This window comes from Roseococcus sp. (assembly GCF_965227005.1).
In the GTDB taxonomy this organism is placed as follows: domain Bacteria; phylum Pseudomonadota; class Alphaproteobacteria; order Acetobacterales; family Acetobacteraceae; genus Roseococcus.
Genome location: NZ_CBDDFJ010000018.1, coordinates 258,948 through 274,695, shown reverse-complemented (window position 1 = coordinate 274,695; position 15,748 = coordinate 258,948). Strand labels below are relative to the sequence as shown.

Below are 15,748 nucleotides of genomic sequence, written 5' to 3'. Positions count from 1 at the left end.
GGCGGATGGGCCGCTCGGCCGTGCCCAGGCCGGAGCAGGAATGCAGCGCGATGACCGGCTCGCGCGTCGGGTTCTCGGGGACGAAGAGCAGGGCGCGAAGCTGCGCGCCCTCGGCGCCGGGGACGGTGATGCGCTGGGCGGGGACGGCGGGCGTCAAGGCCGCTTCGTCGTCGGCGGCGAGCGGGCCGGCGCAGGCCGCCGACAGCAGGCCAAGCAGGAGGATCAGCTTGCGAATCATTCCGGGAGCATCGCCCATCCCGGCGCCGGAGGCGAGAATTCCGTGGATGGCGCGTCCCTGTCCGTTCTAAAACGCAACGAAGTCCTGGCTCCCCCGTCGGAGGACGAGCCCATGCGCTTTCCGCTCCGCCTTGCCGTGTCGCTCCTGAGCGATCCTGCCTGCGATGGCCCGGGCGCAGGATTCCGCCCGGCCGAACCTGCTGCTGCGCGAAACCATCGCCGGCCTGCCGCGCGGCGAGCGCCAGGAAGTCCAGGTCCTCACCGCGACCATCGCGCCCGGCCAGAGCAACCGTCTTCCACACCCATTGCCTTCCCGGTGACGGTCTTCGTGCTGGAGGGCACCTTCACCTTGGATCTGCAGGGCCGCGAGACCGTGGTCGTGCCGGCCGGACGGGCGATGATCGAGCCGCCCAACGTGCCAATGACCGGCCACAATCGCAGCGCGACCGAGCCGGCCCGGGTGGTCATCTTCTACGTCGCCCGATCCGGGCACGCCCTTCCTGCAACCCCTTGGAACTAGCCGGCCAGCGCCCGAAGCCAGATCGCCCACGGCCCGCCGCGCCGGCATCGGGCGCGCCCACGGCCCGCGCGCCGAGATAGCTGGCGCGGGCCGACCCGCGGGATCATCTGTGCCGTGCGCGGCGGCGCCGTCCTCGGCGGCCTTTCGCGGGCGGCGGCGATCCCCGCCCATGGCAAAGGCCGCCACGGCCGGCGCCAGGGCGTCCAGCATGGTGCGGTCACCGGGCTTCGCGCCGCCGAGCTCGCCGATCGACGCCACGGACTGGGCGAAGGCCTCGGCCCAGTCCCGCGGCGTCGGCGTGGGCGGCAAGGCGCGGGCGGCGCGCAGCAGGGCCGTCGCGTAGAAGGGGCCGGAGCTGCCGGCCAGGGCCCGCCAGCAGCGTGCCCGCCATGGGCTTCGAGCGCGGTCGGCGGATCGGCCCAGGCGCCTTCGGGCAAGGCGCGCAGGGCTTCCGCGCCGCGCAGCATGCTGATGCCCAGATCGCCGTCGCCGGCCCGGCTGTCGAGGTTCGGTGAGGTGGGACTCGGCCGCCTCCAGCGCCGTCGCGACCCGCCATCGCCGCCTGCTTCAGCGCCAGGGCCAGCGGGCCGGCCGGCGGGAAGGCCTCAGGCAGCGGCTCGGGGCGCGCCGGGGCAGCATGTGGCGCGAGGGCTCGACCCCGCCCCGGACCGGGCCAGGCCGGCGCACGCCTCGCCATGGCTGTCGAGCAGCGCGAGGCGCGGGGTGTCCACCCGCAGCACCGAGAGCGAGACGCCCGGTCATCTCCAGCGCGGAGAGGAAGACGCCCCGCCCAGGCGCGCTCCACGATGAGCCCCTTGCCGCGCAGCGCGGCGAGCGCCCGGCGCGCAACGATGGCCAGCTCCATCGGCGGCGTGCCGCCCAGGGCCGTTGACCATCAGTACGACATGCTCGCCCGAGCGCAGGTGGCGATCCTCGACGATTGGTGGCGAGGATGCGGTCCACCAGCGCGTCGGCCGGCTGCATCGGGCCGCGCTCCACGCCCTGCTCGCCATGGATGCCCATGGCCGAGCTCGATTTCCGCCTCGCCGATCTCGAAGCCGGGACGCCCGGCGGCGGGGCACCGTGCAGGCGCCGAGCGCCACGCCCATGCTGCCCCAGGTTCTCGGCGGCGGCACGGGCCAGGGCCGCGACCTCATCGGCGACCTTCCTGCCCGAGGCGGCGGCCGCGCCGGCGATCTTGTGAATCAGCACCGTGCCGGCGATGCCCCCTGCGGCGATCGGGCGGCACCGTGTCGCGCAGGGCCACGTCGTCGGCGACGACCACGATCTCCACGGGGAATGCCCTCGGCGCGGGCCAGCTCGGCGGCGAGGCCGAAATTCAGCCGGTCGCCGGGTGTAGTTCTTCACGATCAGCACGGCGCCGGCCGGACCGGCCGCGGCGCGGGATTCCGGCCAGGACGGGCGTCCACGCTGGGCGAGGTGAAGACGTCGCCCGCGATGGCGGCGGGTCAGCAGGCCCGGGCCGACATAGCCCCGCAATGGGCCGGCTCATGCCCTGCGCCGCCGCCCGAGAGGATGGCCACATGGCGGTCGGCCGGAACCGGCAGTCCGGCGCGGACGATGACGTCCTCGTTGGCCAGCGAGGGGCCAGGCCGGGATGGAGGTCGCAGATGCCCTCAAGCATCTCGCGCACGACGTGGCGCGGGTCGTTGACGAGCTTCTTCATGTCGATGTCTCCCTATCGGGGCAGAGTGGCGCAGCGCGGCGGGTTCAGGGAGGGGAAATCACATCGCCTCGCCTTCGGCCTTTCGCAGCAGGTCGCGCAGGCGTTGGTTGCCGCCGGCCAGGCGGGGGTGCATGGCCAGCACCGTCTCATGGCTCAGCAGCGCGCCGCGATCATCGCCCGCCTCCTCCTGGAGGCGCGAGAGGCTGATCAGCGCGGGGAAGTGCCGGGGATCGAGGCGCAGGCATTCGCGCAGATCGGCGGCGGCGGCCACGCGGTCGCCGGCCGCCGCATAGGCCTGGGCGCGCCAGTGCCAGGCATCGGCCAGGGTCGGCGCGAGGGTGATGGCCGCGTCGAAATCCTCCAGTGCGTCCTGCGGCTGGTTGGCGCGGAGGTTGCGCACGCCCCGGTTCAGCAGCAGGCCCACGGCGGCGGTGGCCTGCCGGCCCCAGATCTGGCGGATGGCGGCCTCGGCCATCTGCGCGCCGCGGTCGTCGGTCGCCTCGCGCAGGGCCTCGAAGGCGCGGTCGAGGTCGCGCTCCGCCTGCGCCGGATTCGAGGCGGGCTGGGCGAAGGCGGCGGGGGCGAGGAGGAGCAGGGCGAGCAGGATGCGGCGCATGCCGGATTTTCCGCCCGCGCGCCCCGCGACGCAAGCGAAGTCAGCCGCGACCCATCACGAGGCCGGTTTCCCGCACGATCGACTTGAACTTCTCCAGCTCCGAGGCGGCGAAGGCCCGCGTGCTCTCGGGCGTCGAGGGCTCGGCCGGGTCCACGCCCGCATCGGCGAGGCGACGGCGCAAGGCGGGTTCGGCCAGGGCGTCCATGGCGGCCTTGTTCAGGCGGGCGAGGATGAGCGCGGGGATGTTCTTCGGCCCCTGGACGAGGTTCCAGGTGACGACGTCAAAGCCGTTGAAGCCGCATTCCTGCATCGTGGGCACCTCCGGCAGCAGCGGGTGGCGCGTCAGCGAGCTCACCGCGAGCGGACGCGAGGAGCCGTCGCGGACATGCGGATAAGCCGAGGCGAGCACCTCGGCCGAGAAGTCGACCTCCGCCTTGCGCATCGCCTCCAGCACGGCCGATCCGCCGCGATAGGGCACGTATTCCGCCCGGAAGCCCGCGCGATGGGCGAAGAGCGAGCCGGTCAGATGGCCGATGCCGCCCACGCCCGAGCTCGCCCAGAGCGGAGACGTCGCGCTCGCCTTGGCCGCGTTGACGAGATCCGCCAGGGTCCGATGCGGGCTGGAGCCGGGCACGATGATCAGCATCGGCCCGCCGCCCAGGATGGCGATGTGGGAGAAATCCTCCACGGCGTCGTAGCGCACGGTGTCGGGAAGGGCGGCCGGGTTGGTGCCCTGGCTGGAGGCCGAGAGCACGCCGATATTATAGCCGTCGGGCGCCTGGCGCGTGAGGAACTCCGCGCCGATCGAGCCGCCGGCCCCGGCGCGGTTGTCGATGACCATGCGCGCATTCGGACCCAGCTGCGGCGCCATCCGGTCGATCAGCAGGCGCGCGGCGATGTCGGTCGAGCCGCCGGCGAGGAAGCCGACGATCACGTTGATCGGCCGCTCGGGAAAGGCGGTCTGCGCGCGTGCGGGCAGCGCGAGCAGCGCGGGCGCGGCGAACAGGGATCGACGAAGCATCTTGGTTGCACTCCCGGTGTTATTCGGAAGTTAGAACGACTTAGCCGGGGCGGTCGAGGCCGGCGGGTTTCGGCCCGCCCGCCATCCAGTCGAGAAGCTGCACGGTGTGGACCACCGGCATCGCATCGCCCGCGAGCTGCGTCATGCAGCCGATATTCCCGGCGGCGACGACGTCGGCCTGGGTGCGCCGGATGTTCTCCAGCTTGCGGGACCGCAGCTGCCCGGCGATGACCGGCTGCAGGATGTTGTAGGTGCCCGCGCTGCCGCAGCAGATATGGCCCTCGGCGGGCTCCTTCACGGTGAAGCCCGCGCGGGTGAGCAGCTGCTTGGGCAGTGCCGTGATCTTCTGGCCGTGCTGCAGCGAGCAGGCGGAGTGATAGGCCACCGTCAGCGCCGGCTGCTCACGCGTCGGCGCATAGGCGAATTTCTCCAGCACCTCGGTGATGTCCATGGCCAGCGCGGCCACGCGCGCGGCGTCCTCGGCATCCGGCTCCTCGCGGAACATGAAGCCGTAATCCTTGAGCGTGGTGCCGCAGCCCGAGGCGTTCACCACGATCGCGTCGAGCCCCTGCCCCGCGATCTCGGCGGACCAGGCGTGGATATTGGCGCGCGCGGCCGAGATGGCGCGCTCGTGATGACCCATGTGATGCGTCAGCGCACCGCAGCAGCCCTGGCCGGAGGTGATCACCACCTCGATGCCCATGCGCGTCAGCAGGCGGATGGTGGCGGCGTTGATCTCGGGGTCCAGCACCTTCTGCGCGCAGCCCGTGAGCAGCCCGACGCGGCCGCGCCGCTCGCCCTCGGCGCGATGGATCTGCGGCTCCTGAACGGGGTTCGGCGCGGGCAGGGATTTAGGGGCCAGCGCCAGCATGCCGCGCAGGCGCTGCGCGAGCATGGACTGGCCGGGGACCAGTGCCTCCATCGGGCGCGCGAGGGCCGCGGCCTTCAGCGAGAGGCGGAACAGCTTCGGGCTCGGCAGCACGCGGGCCAGCACGGCGCGCAGCATCCGCTCGGGCCAGGGGCGCTTATAGGTCGCCTCGATATAGGTCCGCGCATGGTCGACCAGGTGCATGTAGTTCACGCCCGAGGGGCAGGTCGTCATGCAGGACAGGCAGGAGAGGCAGCGGTCCACATGGCGGACCTCCAGCTCCGAGGCCGGGCGGCCGGATTCCAGCATGTCCTTGATGAGGTAGATGCGCCCGCGCGGCGAATCCAGCTCGTCGCCGAGCAGCAGGAAGGTCGGGCAGGTCGCGGTGCACATGCCGCAATGCACGCAGGTGCGCAGGATGCGGTTGCTCTCCGCGGTGTCCGGATCGCGCAGCTGCTCGGCGGTGAAGGTGGTTTGCATCGTCTAGGCCCGCATACGTCCAGGGTTGAGCACGCCAGCCGGGTCCAGCACCGCCTTCACGCGCCGCGCGATGGCGGCGAGCGGCAGCGGCTCCTCCGGCAGGACGGGAACGCTGGCGGCCAGCGTCGGAGGGGCGCGGAAGAGGGTGAAGGTGCCCCCGGAAGCGGCGGCCGCCTGCATCACCGCGCCATGGGCCTGGGCCGTGGCCGGGCCGGCGATCCAGACGAGCCCCCCGCCCCAGTCGAGCATCAGCTTCGCCGCGAAGGCCTCCTGCAAGGCGGCCACCGCGTGCGCGGCCTGCGAGGGCGCGAGGGAGAGGCGCCAGATGGCGTCCTCCGGCGCGGCGCCCAGCGGTTCCGCATCGCGGATGGAGCGCCAGAGCGGGCGCGGATCCTCGACCACCGTCACGTCCCCACGCGGCGCCAGATCCTCGCGCAGACGACCGAGGCGGTAGCTCACGCTTTCCGAAAAATCCTCGATGCGCGCCAAAGCGGTGAGGCCCTCGGCCCCCATCAGCAGCGCGGCGCCGCTGACGCCATAGGGCGAGCCCAAAGCGGCGCTCAGCGCGGCCACACCGGACGCCACATCCGGCACGCGGAGGGAGAGCGTGCCCGTCGCCTCGCCGGCCGGGAGCACCTTCAACGCCACCTCGGTCAGCACGCCCAGCGTGCCATGCGCGCCGCTCAGCAGCTTGCACAGGTCGAGACCGGTGACGTTCTTGAGCACGCGCCCGCCGGAGCGGAAGATCTCGCCATCGCCGGCGACCGCGCGGATGCCCAGCACATGGTCGCGCATCGCGCCCCACATGATGCGGCGCGGGCCGGAGAGATTGGTGGAGACCACGCCGCCCAGCGTCGCCGGCTCCTGCGTGCCGAAGAGCGCGCGCAGGTCGGGCGGCTCGGCGATGATGTGCTGGCCGTGCTCGGCGAGCGCGGCCTCGATCTCGGGGATGGGCGTGCCGGCGCGGGCGCGGATCATCAGCTCCGTCGGGCGGTAGAGCGTGATGCCGGTGAGGTTGCGCGTGGAGAGCGTGCTGCCTGCCTGCACGGGTCGCAGCATGGCGCGCTTGGTACCATGGCCCTCGATGGCGAGCGGCTGGCCGGCGGCATGGGCGCGCGCGACGACGCGGGCCAGGGCCTCTTCGGTCTCAGGGGAGATGATGTTCACGCCGCGATCTTCGGGTTGTCGTCGAGGGGGAAAACCTTCGCCGTGTTCAGCAGCCATTCCGGGTCGAAGGCGGACTTCACCTGGCGCTGGAGCGTCAGCTCGGCGCGGGTGAACTGCTTGGTCATCAGGTCGCGCTTCTCCACGCCCACGCCGTGCTCGCCGGTCAGGCAACCGCCGACCTCCACGCAGAGGGTGAGGATGTCCGCGCCGAAGGCCTCGGCGCGCCGGAAGCTGTCGGCGTCGTTGGCGTCGAACATGATGAGCGGGTGCAGATTGCCGTCGCCCGCGTGGAAGACGTTGGCGACGCCCAGGCCGTATTGCACCGACATCTCGTTGATGCGCTTCAGCACATGCGGCAGCTCGCCGGTCGGGATGGTGCCGTCCATGCAGAGGTAGTCGGGCGAGATGCGGCCCACCGCCCCGAAGGCGCCCTTGCGGCCCTTCCAGATGGCGGCCGACTGCTCGGCGCTCTCGGCCACCTTCATGCTGATGGGGTCGAACTTCGCGCAGATGCCGCGGATGCGGTCCAGCAGCATGTCCTGCTCGGCGATGCTGCCCTCGACCTCGATGATGAGCATGGCCTCGGCATCCAGCGGATAGCCGGCATGGGCGAAGGCCTCGCAGGCGTGGATGCAGGGGCGGTCCATGAATTCCAGCGCCACGGGGATGATGCCCGAGCCGATGATGGCATCCACCGCCGCGCCCGCGATCTCCACGCTGGAGAAGGCCGCCAGCATGGCGCGCGCGCCCTCGGGACCGCGGAGGATGCGGACGGTCACCTCGGTCACCATGCCGAGCTGGCCCTCGCTGCCGGTGATGAGGCCGAGCCAGTCGTAGCCCGCCGAGTCCAGGTGCCTGCCGCCGATCTCGATGACCTCGCCCTCGATGGTGACGAAGGTCAGGCCCAGCAGGTTGTTCGCGGTGACGCCGTATTTCAGGCAATGCGCGCCGCCGGAATTCATCATGACGTTGCCGCCGATCATGCAGGCGAGCTGGCTGGACGGGTCGGGCGCGTAGAAGAAGCCGTCGCCCGCCACGGCGTTGGTGATGCCGATATTGGTGACGCCCGCGCCGACGATGGCGTAGCGGTCCTCATAGTTGATCTCGCGGATCGTGTTCATGCGCATGAGGCCGATGACCACCGCATCGGCCAGCGGCAGCGCCCCGCCCGAGAGCGAGGTGCCGGCCCCGCGCGGCACCACGCGGATGCCGCCCGCATTGCAGTAGCGCAGCACGGCGGCGACCTCCTCGGTCGTGCGCGGCAGGACGACGGCGAGCGGAATCTGCCGATAGGCGGCGAGGCCGTCCGTCTCGTAGGGACGCAGGCGCAGCGGCTCGCCGATCACGGCGTCGGCGGGCAGCAGGCGCGCCAGGTCCGCGAGGATGGTGTCGCGGCGGGCGAGGATCTCGGGCTTGGGAGCCGGGAGCGGAATCATGACAACGGGGTCCGGACGTCTTCGAGGATGAAGATGTCGCTCACCTTGCCCGGCCGCAAGCCGTTGGCCCGCCCTATCTCCGGCGCGGGACAACGAGCCAGATCAGCCCGACCGCGATCACCCCGAAGCCGGCCAGCCCCGTGACCGGCACGCCGAAGAGGCTCGGCCCGAAATCCAGCAGGCGCGGCGCCATGCCCAGCGCGAAGGCCGCCGTCACGACGGCGACGGCCAGGCGCGTCGCGCCCCAGCGGATATCGGCGCCGATCCGGTCCAGCCCCCGCAGCTCGACCTCGGCGACGAGACGGCCCTGGCGCAGGCGCAGGGTCAGCAGGCGCAGCAGCCCCGGCGCCTCCCGCGCCAGGGCCAGCAGGTCGAGCCCCGCCTTGCCGCCCTTGGCCAGGAGGTTGGCGGGCAGGAAGCGCCGGCGCATCTCCTCCTGCACGAGGGGGGCAGCGACGCGCAGGGCGTCGAACTCGGGATCGAGCGCCCGCATCACGCCATCGGCGGTGATCAGCGCCTTGAAGAGCAAGGCGAGATCGGCCGGCAAGGCGAGCTCATGGGTGCGCGCCAGGGCCATGATGTCGGTGATGGCCACGCCCAGCCGCAGGGGTGGGGCGCCATGGCGCGCGACGAAGGCGTCACAATCCGCCTCCAGCCGGCCCAGATCGAGATCGGTGCGGCCGGACCATTCCAGCAGCTGGCTCGCGACCGCCGCCGCGTCGTGCTGGACGATGGCGCCCACCAGCGTCACCAGCTGCTCGCGCCGCCGCGCGCCGATGCGCCCGACCATGCCGAAATCCAGGAAGCCGACGCGGTCGCCCGGCAAGGCGCGGAGGTTTCCGGGATGCGGGTCGGCATGGAAGACACCGTCCACCAGCGCCATCCGCAGGAAGGCGCGCGAGCCACGCTCGGCCAGGAGGGGCCCGCTGTTTCCCGCCGCGGCCAGGGCAACAGGGTCATTGGGTGGGATGCCGTGCAGGAATTCCTGCACCAGCAGCCGCTCCGAGGTCCATTGCCCGTGGATGCGCGGGATGACGATCTCGGGCAGGTCGGCGAGGTTGGCGGCCACCAGCTCGGCATTGCGGCCCTCGGCCGAGAGGTCGAGTTCCTCGGCCATGGCGGCGCCCAGGTGGCGCAGGATCTCCACGGGGCGGAAGCGCGCGAGCTCGGGCCAGTTCTCCTCCACCAGCCCCGCCACATGGCCGAGCAGGCGCAGATCGGCCTCCACGCGGGGGCGGAGGTCGGGGCGGCGGATCTTGACCACCACCTCCTCGCCGCTGCGCAGCCGGGCGCGATGGACCTGGGCGATGGAGGCGGCCGCCAGCGGGACAGGGTCGAAGGCGGCGAAGACCTCCTCGGGCAGGCCGCCGAGGTCCTCCTCCACCTGGCCGCGTAGCTGGTCCCAGGGGACGGGCGGGACGGCGCTCTGCAGCTTCTCCAGCTCAGCGATCCATTCGGGCGGCAGGAGGTCCGCGCGGGTCGAGAGGATCTGGCCGAGCTTGATGAAGGTGGTGCCCAGGGCCTCGATGGCCAGACGCAGGCGCTCAGGTTGGGTCAAGGCCGGGTCGGCCTTCCCGGCTCCGCGCGGAAGCAGCGCGCCGAGCCCGAGTCGGACGGCGATGTCGCCTGCGCCGTGGCGCGCGAAGACCGCGGCGATCTCGGCGAGGCGCTTGCGGTCGCGCGCCGCCACCATGGTGGTTTCCAGCATGGTCACGCTGTCAGCCAAGGATCAGGCGGTAAAGGAGATAGAGGACGGCGAACCAGATCACGACCAGGCCGCCGAGAATCAGCGCCGCCGCGAGGAGCGGGCGCTTGAACCAGCGCTGGACGAAGACGTCGGCTTTCCCGCCCGCCTCGGCAGCGACCGCCAGAGGCAGGGACCGCGTGATGAGCGCCACGGCCGTGGGGACGATGATGGCATCGTCCAGCACGCCGAGGAACGGCACGGTGATCGGAATGAGATCGATGGGGCTGATGAGATAGAGCCCGGCCAGAAGGCTCGCGGCCTTCAGATACCAGGGCGTCGCGGGGTTTCTGATGGCGAATCCGAGAAGAACGGCTTCGCGGCGGAAGGAAAGAAACCGCTTCTTCAGAAAACCCGGTGCTCTCACGCGATCGGCTCCCACATGCCTTATGATGACATATGGGGAACGAAAGTCCCGGCAAAAACAGTCGCCGGGGCAAGCGGCCCGGAAAACCGGGCCTATGCCAGCCGGGACGGTCCCGGCCGGCCGGGCCTCAGCCCTGGCGCGCCTTGAAGCGGGGGTTCTTCTTGTTCAGCATGTAGAGACGGCCACGGCGGCGGACCACCACGCAGTTCTTGTCGCGCAACTTGGCGGACTTCAGGCTGTTGCGGATCTTCATGGCGCGGACTCACAAAACGCGAAAAGGGTTGCGGGGCAGACGACGCCGGCCCCGAGAAGGCAGCGAATTAGTCGGGCACACCGGCAGAGTCAACCGCCGGCGGCCCGATTCACGGCGCGGAAGGCGCCACACCCGGCGGAATCCCGAGCGCGCGCGTCCGCGTGACCTCGCGGTCCACCGCCGTCGGCGCCGGATACTGGCGCGGATAGGTCAGCGCCTCGCGCGGGCCCGGCGGGCGCGGCGGCCCGACCCGGCCGCAGGCGACCAGCGGCACCGAGGCCGCCAGGATGATCAGCAGCGCCCTCATTTCAGCCGTTCCTTCCATTCCGCCACCATCGCGCGGACGTTGTCCGGCGCCGTGCCGCCATAGGACCGCCGCGAGGCCACCGAAGCCGCCGGCGTCAGCACGCCGAAGACGCTGTCGTCGATCCGGGGCTCCACCTCGCGCATCTCCATGATGGTGAGGCCGGAGAGATCCACGCCCAGCCCCTCCGCCTTGGCCACCAGCTTGCCCGTGACGTGATGCGCGTCGCGGAAGGGCAGCTTCAGCTCGCGCACCAGCCAGTCGGCCAGGTCCGTCGCGGTGGAGAACCCCTGCCCGGCCGCCGCCGCCATCTTCGCGATGTTGGGCTGCATGTCCTTCACCATCGCGGCCGTGGCGGCGAGGCAGAGGGTCAGGTTCTCGGCCGAGTCGAAGACGCCTTCCTTGTCCTCCTGGAGGTCCTTCGCATAGGTCAGGGCCAGGCCCTTCACGACCGTCAGCAGGCCCACCAGGTTGCCGGTCATGCGGCCGGTCTTGCCGCGCACCAGCTCGGCCGCGTCGGGGTTGCGCTTCTGGGGCATGATGGAGCTGCCGGTCGTCAGCCCGTCGCTCAGCTTCACGAAGCCGAAGGAGGGGTTGGTCCAGATCACGATCTCCTCGGCCAGGCGCGACAGATGGACCGAGCAGATCGCGCAGGCGGCCAGGAATTCCATCGCGAAGTCGCGGCTGCCCACGCCGTCCAGGCTGTTGCGCGTCGGCCGGTCGAAGCCCAGCGCCTTGGCGGTCATGTGCCGGTCCGTCGGGAAGCCCGTGCCGCACATGGCGGCCGACCCCAGCGGGCTCTCGTTCAGCCGGGCCCGGGCGTCGAGCATGCGGCCCCGGTCGCGCCAGATCATCTCGGCATAGGCCAGCATGTGGTGGCCGAAGGTGGTCGGCTGGGCGGGCTGGAGATGGGTGTAGCCGGGCATGATGGTGCCGGCATGCTCCTCGGCGCGGGCGACGAAGGCCTTCACGCAATCGAGCATCTGGGCGGCCAGGCCGTCCATCGCGTCGCGGGTCCAGAGGCGGAAGTCGGTGGCCACCTGGTCGTTGCGCGACCGCGCGGTGTGCAGGCGCTTGCCGGCCTCGCCGATGCGGTCGGTCAGGCGGGGCCTCGATGTTCATGTGGACGTCTTCCAGCGCCTCGGACCATTCGAAGCGCCCGGCCTCGATCTCCTGGGCGATGTCGGCGAGGCCCTTCTGGATCGCGGCCTCGTCATCGGCGGAGATGATCCCCACATGCGCCAGCATCGCCGAATGGGCGAGGCTGCCGCGGATATCCTGCCGCCACATCTTGGCATCGAAGCCGATCGAGGCATTGATGGCCTGCATGATGGCCGAGGGGCCCTCCGCGAAGCGGCCGCCCCCATTGCTGATTCGTGTTGGTTTCGTTCGGGATGGACAAGGGGAGTACCGCTTCCGTGCTGATGTCGCGCCGCCGGCTGATCCAGGCTGGCATGGTCGTAGCCCCCGCCATTATGGCGACGCAAGCCGCGCGCGCCGCCGCCGGGCCCGAGCGCCTGCGCGAGGAGGCGCGCCCCCTGCCGGCCTTCACCTTCCTCGACGCCGAGGGCCAGGAAAAGACCGTTTCGGACTTCGCCGGACAGGGGCTGGTGCTCAACCTCTGGGCCACCTGGTGCGCGCCCTGCGTGGCCGAGATGCCCGCACTGGAGAAAATGGCGGCGGCGCTGGCCGGCGAGCGGATCGCGGTGCTGCCGCTCTCCTCGGATCGCGGCGGCAAGCCGGGTAGTGGACGCCTTCTACCAGCGCGTGGGGCTGACGGGACTGGGCGTCTGGCTCGACCCGCGCGGCGCGGCGGCGCGGGCGCTGGGCGCGCGCGGGGCTGCCCACGACGGTGATCGTGGACCGGACGGGCCAGGAGCGCGCCCGGCTGGAGGGGCGACGCGGCCTGGGACACGCCGGCCATGATGGCGGCGGTGCGGCGGCTGGTCGGCTAGGATTTTCGTCATGGCCAGCAGTACCGAAGGGCGCGGGGGATGTAGCGCCGGCCGGCGGCGACGGTGAGCAGCTTCCGGATGGTGCAGAGGTAGTCGATGGCGGCCCTTCGCAGGGCGCGCGTCGGCGGCATGCGCTGCGGAAGTGGCAGGGCGAAGACGATTTCGGACAAATCCGGATCGGGGCACATCCAGGGCGGGGCGGGCAAGCGCGCGCTTGAGGTTCAGGCGGCGGGCGAGAAGGATGATGCGCAGGCCGCGCAGCCGGGATGGCGCGGCGGGCAGCGCGGCAGATGGGGCCAAGGAGGTTTTTGATCGCATGCCCCTCGGGGGCGGCGGCCAGGGCCAGAAGCAGGTGTTCCCAGAGGCCCTGATGGGTGAGGCGGCGGAAGTAGCGCGAGATGGTGTCAGGCTTGCCGTGATGTTCGGGGAGGTCGCGCCAGGGGCCGTCGGTGGCGGCCACGCGGAAGATGGCGTCGAAGCGGGCGCGGTGGTCGCAGGGGCGGCCGGGGCGGGTGGCGCGGCGGACGTGGGGGAGGAGGGCGGCCCATTCGGCATCGGAGAGGAGAGTGTGGGGGATGCGGAGGGGAGCGGGCATGCCGCATTTTAGGTTAATAATCCTAAAATTGCAAGACCGCCTAAGGATCCCTTACGACACGGATTCCCTCCATCACGTTAATGCCGACCCTTCCCATAGGACACGCCTCGAAGGACCACTTCCCAAAACCACCACCCAGTTTGAAAAAGTGGCCGAATAATCCTTGTCAGATTCTGGCAGTCCATCCATCAACAATACGCGCCTAACTCCGCCAAACCCCCGAGGTAACCGCCCGTTAATCGAGATATCCGCATCTTTTCTTAACAAAGACCCTGCTTTCCCGAAATTCTGACCAATACTTTTGGGATCAACTTCAATATGGACATCCGGAATAATTATGCCGGTCCAATTATAGCCCTCATCGGCCTCAAAAAACTGAAATTTGTCCTGCTCGCCATTCAGAAATACTGCACATGGCTTTTCCTTTGTTCCACCTATTAAAAACGCATTTCCATCTGCCGAGATAGGGAGAACAAGGCTCAGGGGCGAAGCATGAGTGATATTTCCCACTGTAAATTCCCGCGGATGAATCAATATTTCCTCCAAAATTTCTATTTATGAAATTAAATACAATTATTCCATGTAAAGATGAATATCTATTTCTGATAATATCGTGATGGTCAACAAAATATCTCTTGAGGAATGACGATTTTATAATCACAACAACGCTAACTGCCGATCATCCGCCCGCCCATTGAACTGCCCGCAATCCAACCCCTTCGCCCACACCCGCTCCGCCATCCCCGCCCGCTTCACCGCCAGCGCGAACCTCTGCCCCAGCACTCCGGCATAGACCCCCTGCCCGCTCTGCCTCTGCCCGAACGCCGAATCATAAAGCTTGCCGCCCCGCGTCTGCCGCACCAAAGCCAACACCTTCGCCGCGCGATCCGGAAAGTGCTGGTCCAGCCATTCCTCGAAGATCTGCTTCAGCTCCAGCGGCAGGCGCAGCAGCACATAGCCCGCGCTATCCGCCCCCGCCTTGGCGCTGGCCTCCACGATCTTCTCCAGCTCGGCGTCGTTGATGCCCGGGATCATGGGGGCGGCCAGCACCGCCACTGGAATGCCGGCCGCCGAGAGCTGGCGCACCGCCTCCAGCCGCCGCAGCGGGCTCGCCGCGCGGGGCTCCATCACCCGCGCCAGCCTTGCGTCCAGCGTGGTGATGGAGACGCAGACGCGCACCAGGTTCTTGCGGGCCATCCGCGTCAGGATGTCGATGTCGCGGATCACGCCCGCACCCTTTGTGACGATCGTGACCGGGTGCGAAAAACGCTCCAGCACCTCCAGGATGCGGCGCGTCAGCCCCTGCGTGCGCTCGATGGGCTGATAGGGGTCGGTATTGGCGCCCAGGGTCACGGGCTTCGCCTTATAGCCGGGGCGCGACAGCTCGCGCGCCAGGATCTCCGGCATGTCGGGCTTGAAGAGGATCTTCGTCTCGAAATCCAGGCCGGGCGAAAGACCCACATAGGCATGGCTCGGCCGGGCGAAGCAGTAGACGCAGCCATGCTCGCAGCCCCGATAGGGGTTCAGCGAGCGGTCGAAGCCGATATCGGGACTGTCATTGTAGTTGAGCGCGGATTTCGCGGCCTCGCGCGTCAGCGTCGTGCGCAGCGGCGGCACGTCCTCGAGGAGGGCGCCCCAGCCGTCGTCGAAGGCCTCGGCGGACTGTGTCTCGAAGCGCACATGCGGGTTGGAGACCGCGCCGCGGCCCTTCTGGGCATGGGGATAATGAGCACCGTCGGGCATGACCGTGTTCTCTTCTTGTTCCTGTACGGAAGGTGGCGAATGCCCTCGCCTGCGTCAAGAACAAAAAGTGAATATGCCAGACCCTCAGGCGTGCCCCGCCTCGCCTGACAGCAGCAGGGGGTCGATGTGCAGCTTGGCCAAGGCGCGGCGCCACCGCGTGGCGTCCTCCCCGCCGAAGAGCAGGTCGTCATCCGCCGGCACGGACAGCCAGTCGTTGCGCGCGATCTCGCTCTCCAGCTGCCCCGCGCCCCAGCCCGCATAGCCGAGCGCCAGTAGCCCCTGGCGCGGCCCGCCGCCGGAAGCGATGGCCTTGAGGATGTCCAGGTTCGCCGTCAGCGCGTAGCCGCCCTCGATGGGCAGCGAGCCCTCGGCCTTCCACTCGCCGCTGTGCAGCACGAAGCCGCGGCTTTCCTCGACCGGGCCGCCATTGACCAGGCGGATGCTCCGCTGCGGCGGCAGCGGCTCCACGCCGACCTGCTTGAGCAATTCCTCGAAGGTGAGCCTGGGGATGGAATGGTTCAGGATAAGCCCCATCGCGCCGCCGGCGGAATGCGCGCAGAGGACGATCACGCTGCCCGCGAAATTCGGGTCGCGCAGGCTCGGCATGGCGACCAGCAGCTGGCCGGCGAGCTGCGTCTCCAGATCCTGGGAGGGCGTGGCGGCCCCGAAGGCCGATTTCCAGTCTTGTCTTGCCATGACGAGGAATGTGAGGTCGCGACATTGCCGGCGCAAGCGTGACAGGCCTTCCGGGACCG

At 70.0% G+C, this 15,748-nt stretch carries 18 protein-coding genes and 3 pseudogenes; 3 read left to right on the top strand and 18 right to left on the bottom strand.

Annotated features, from left to right (window positions below; all coding sequences use genetic code 11):
* A partial coding sequence (locus ACO057_RS09960; RefSeq protein WP_421991156.1) for a hypothetical protein occupies nt 1-238 on the bottom strand: 238 nt, incomplete at its 3' end.
* A gap of 163 nt (nt 239-401) precedes the next feature.
* Between ACO057_RS09960 and ACO057_RS09955 the strand changes: the two genes are divergently transcribed.
* Nucleotides 402-557 carry a hypothetical protein gene (locus tag ACO057_RS09955; protein WP_421991176.1) on the top strand — a complete coding sequence of 52 codons (156 nt, stop codon included), beginning with the start codon at nt 402-404 and terminating at the stop codon, nt 555-557.
* Nucleotides 554-757: a cupin domain-containing protein gene (locus tag ACO057_RS09950; RefSeq protein ID WP_421991174.1), complete on the top strand. Its 204-nt coding sequence runs from the start codon at nt 554-556 to the stop codon at nt 755-757. Before ACO057_RS09955 ends, ACO057_RS09950 begins: the two co-directional genes overlap by 4 nt.
* 192 nt (nt 758-949) lie before the next feature.
* On the opposite strand, the pseudogene ACO057_RS09945 reads toward ACO057_RS09950, so the two are convergent.
* From ACO057_RS09945 to argH, 12 genes and pseudogenes are all read right to left on the bottom strand, one after another.
* Nucleotides 950-1,066: pseudogene (locus tag ACO057_RS09945) on the bottom strand (DAK2 domain-containing protein); the annotation flags it as partial.
* A gap of 258 nt (nt 1,067-1,324) precedes the next feature.
* Nucleotides 1,325-1,969 (bottom strand): dihydroxyacetone kinase subunit DhaK, encoded by a 645-nt coding sequence (locus ACO057_RS09940; RefSeq protein ID WP_421991154.1) that lies wholly within the window; start codon nt 1,967-1,969, stop codon nt 1,325-1,327.
* 533 nt (nt 1,970-2,502) lie between these two features.
* Nucleotides 2,503-3,060 (bottom strand): tetratricopeptide repeat protein, encoded by a 558-nt coding sequence (locus ACO057_RS09935; RefSeq protein WP_421991152.1) that lies wholly within the window; start codon nt 3,058-3,060, stop codon nt 2,503-2,505.
* 40 nt (nt 3,061-3,100) lie between these two features.
* A complete protein-coding gene (locus ACO057_RS09930) occupies nt 3,101-4,081 on the bottom strand; it encodes a Bug family tripartite tricarboxylate transporter substrate binding protein (protein ID WP_421991150.1) in 981 nt (326 codons plus the stop codon).
* 40 nt (nt 4,082-4,121) lie between these two features.
* Entirely contained in the window at nt 4,122-5,429 is a 1,308-nt protein-coding gene (gene glcF / locus ACO057_RS09925) for a glycolate oxidase subunit GlcF (protein WP_421991148.1), read from the bottom strand.
* A 3-nt stretch (nt 5,430-5,432) separates the two neighbouring features.
* Nucleotides 5,433-6,596 carry an FAD-binding protein gene (locus ACO057_RS09920; protein ID WP_421991146.1) on the bottom strand — a complete coding sequence of 388 codons (1,164 nt, stop codon included), beginning with the start codon at nt 6,594-6,596 and terminating at the stop codon, nt 5,433-5,435.
* Nucleotides 6,593-8,032 carry an FAD-linked oxidase C-terminal domain-containing protein gene (locus tag ACO057_RS09915; RefSeq protein ID WP_421991144.1) on the bottom strand — a complete coding sequence of 480 codons (1,440 nt, stop codon included), beginning with the start codon at nt 8,030-8,032 and terminating at the stop codon, nt 6,593-6,595. The genes ACO057_RS09920 and ACO057_RS09915 overlap by 4 nt, the downstream gene beginning before the upstream one ends.
* A gap of 73 nt (nt 8,033-8,105) precedes the next feature.
* Nucleotides 8,106-9,740: an ABC1 kinase family protein gene (locus tag ACO057_RS09910; RefSeq protein ID WP_421991142.1), complete on the bottom strand. Its 1,635-nt coding sequence runs from the start codon at nt 9,738-9,740 to the stop codon at nt 8,106-8,108.
* 10 nt (nt 9,741-9,750) lie between these two features.
* Nucleotides 9,751-10,143 (bottom strand): YkvA family protein, encoded by a 393-nt coding sequence (locus ACO057_RS09905; protein ID WP_421991140.1) that lies wholly within the window; start codon nt 10,141-10,143, stop codon nt 9,751-9,753.
* Between the two features lie 127 nt (nt 10,144-10,270).
* Nucleotides 10,271-10,396, bottom strand: coding sequence for a type B 50S ribosomal protein L36 (ykgO, locus tag ACO057_RS09900; RefSeq protein WP_421991138.1), 126 nt, complete (start codon nt 10,394-10,396; stop codon nt 10,271-10,273).
* Between the two features lie 109 nt (nt 10,397-10,505).
* Complete coding sequence (locus ACO057_RS09895) at nt 10,506-10,703, bottom strand: hypothetical protein (protein ID WP_421991136.1); 198 nt, start codon at nt 10,701-10,703, stop codon at nt 10,506-10,508.
* Nucleotides 10,700-12,156, bottom strand: a pseudogene (argH, locus tag ACO057_RS09890) (argininosuccinate lyase). The gene ACO057_RS09895 and the pseudogene argH overlap by 4 nt, the downstream one beginning before the upstream one ends.
* Between argH and ACO057_RS09885 the strand changes: the two are divergent.
* Nucleotides 12,077-12,556 carry a TlpA family protein disulfide reductase gene (locus tag ACO057_RS09885; RefSeq protein WP_421991134.1) on the top strand — a complete coding sequence of 160 codons (480 nt, stop codon included), beginning with the start codon at nt 12,077-12,079 and terminating at the stop codon, nt 12,554-12,556. The pseudogene argH and the gene ACO057_RS09885 overlap by 80 nt on opposite strands.
* 107 nt (nt 12,557-12,663) lie before the next feature.
* On the opposite strand, the gene ACO057_RS09880 is transcribed toward ACO057_RS09885, so the two are convergent.
* From ACO057_RS09880 to ACO057_RS09860, 5 genes and pseudogenes are all read right to left on the bottom strand, one after another.
* Nucleotides 12,664-12,861, bottom strand: coding sequence for a hypothetical protein (locus ACO057_RS09880; protein ID WP_421991132.1), 198 nt, complete (start codon nt 12,859-12,861; stop codon nt 12,664-12,666).
* 203 nt (nt 12,862-13,064) lie between these two features.
* Nucleotides 13,065-13,250, bottom strand: a pseudogene (locus ACO057_RS09875) (transposase); the annotation flags it as partial.
* Between the two features lie 72 nt (nt 13,251-13,322).
* Nucleotides 13,323-13,760 carry a hypothetical protein gene (locus ACO057_RS09870; RefSeq protein ID WP_421991130.1) on the bottom strand — a complete coding sequence of 146 codons (438 nt, stop codon included), beginning with the start codon at nt 13,758-13,760 and terminating at the stop codon, nt 13,323-13,325.
* A 147-nt stretch (nt 13,761-13,907) separates the two neighbouring features.
* Complete coding sequence (locus ACO057_RS09865; protein WP_421991128.1) at nt 13,908-14,993, bottom strand: PA0069 family radical SAM protein; 1,086 nt, start codon at nt 14,991-14,993, stop codon at nt 13,908-13,910.
* A gap of 84 nt (nt 14,994-15,077) precedes the next feature.
* On the bottom strand, nt 15,078-15,689 hold the full coding sequence (locus ACO057_RS09860) for a YqgE/AlgH family protein (protein ID WP_421991126.1): 612 nt from the start codon (nt 15,687-15,689) through the stop codon (nt 15,078-15,080).
* Between the last annotated feature and the right edge of the window lie 59 nt (nt 15,690-15,748).

Bases quoted from the DNA above. Each gene is read 5' to 3' on its own strand.
- ACO057_RS09910 (WP_421991142.1), bottom strand. From the start codon at position 9,740: ATGCTGGAAACCACCATGGTGGCGGCGCGCGACCGCAAGCGCCTCGCC.
- ykgO (WP_421991138.1), bottom strand. From the start codon at position 10,396: ATGAAGATCCGCAACAGCCTGAAGTCCGCCAAGTTGCGCGACAAGAAC.
- ACO057_RS09895 (WP_421991136.1), bottom strand. From the start codon at position 10,703: ATGAGGGCGCTGCTGATCATCCTGGCGGCCTCGGTGCCGCTGGTCGCC.
- ACO057_RS09865 (WP_421991128.1), bottom strand. From the start codon at position 14,993: ATGCCCGACGGTGCTCATTATCCCCATGCCCAGAAGGGCCGCGGCGCG.
- ACO057_RS09930 (WP_421991150.1), bottom strand. From the start codon at position 4,081: ATGCTTCGTCGATCCCTGTTCGCCGCGCCCGCGCTGCTCGCGCTGCCC.
- glcF (WP_421991148.1), bottom strand. From the start codon at position 5,429: ATGCAAACCACCTTCACCGCCGAGCAGCTGCGCGATCCGGACACCGCG.
- ACO057_RS09915 (WP_421991144.1), bottom strand. From the start codon at position 8,032: ATGATTCCGCTCCCGGCTCCCAAGCCCGAGATCCTCGCCCGCCGCGAC.
- ACO057_RS09860 (WP_421991126.1), bottom strand. From the start codon at position 15,689: ATGGCAAGACAAGACTGGAAATCGGCCTTCGGGGCCGCCACGCCCTCC.
- ACO057_RS09935 (WP_421991152.1), bottom strand. From the start codon at position 3,060: ATGCGCCGCATCCTGCTCGCCCTGCTCCTCCTCGCCCCCGCCGCCTTC.
- ACO057_RS09955 (WP_421991176.1), top strand. From the start codon at position 402: ATGGCCCGGGCGCAGGATTCCGCCCGGCCGAACCTGCTGCTGCGCGAA.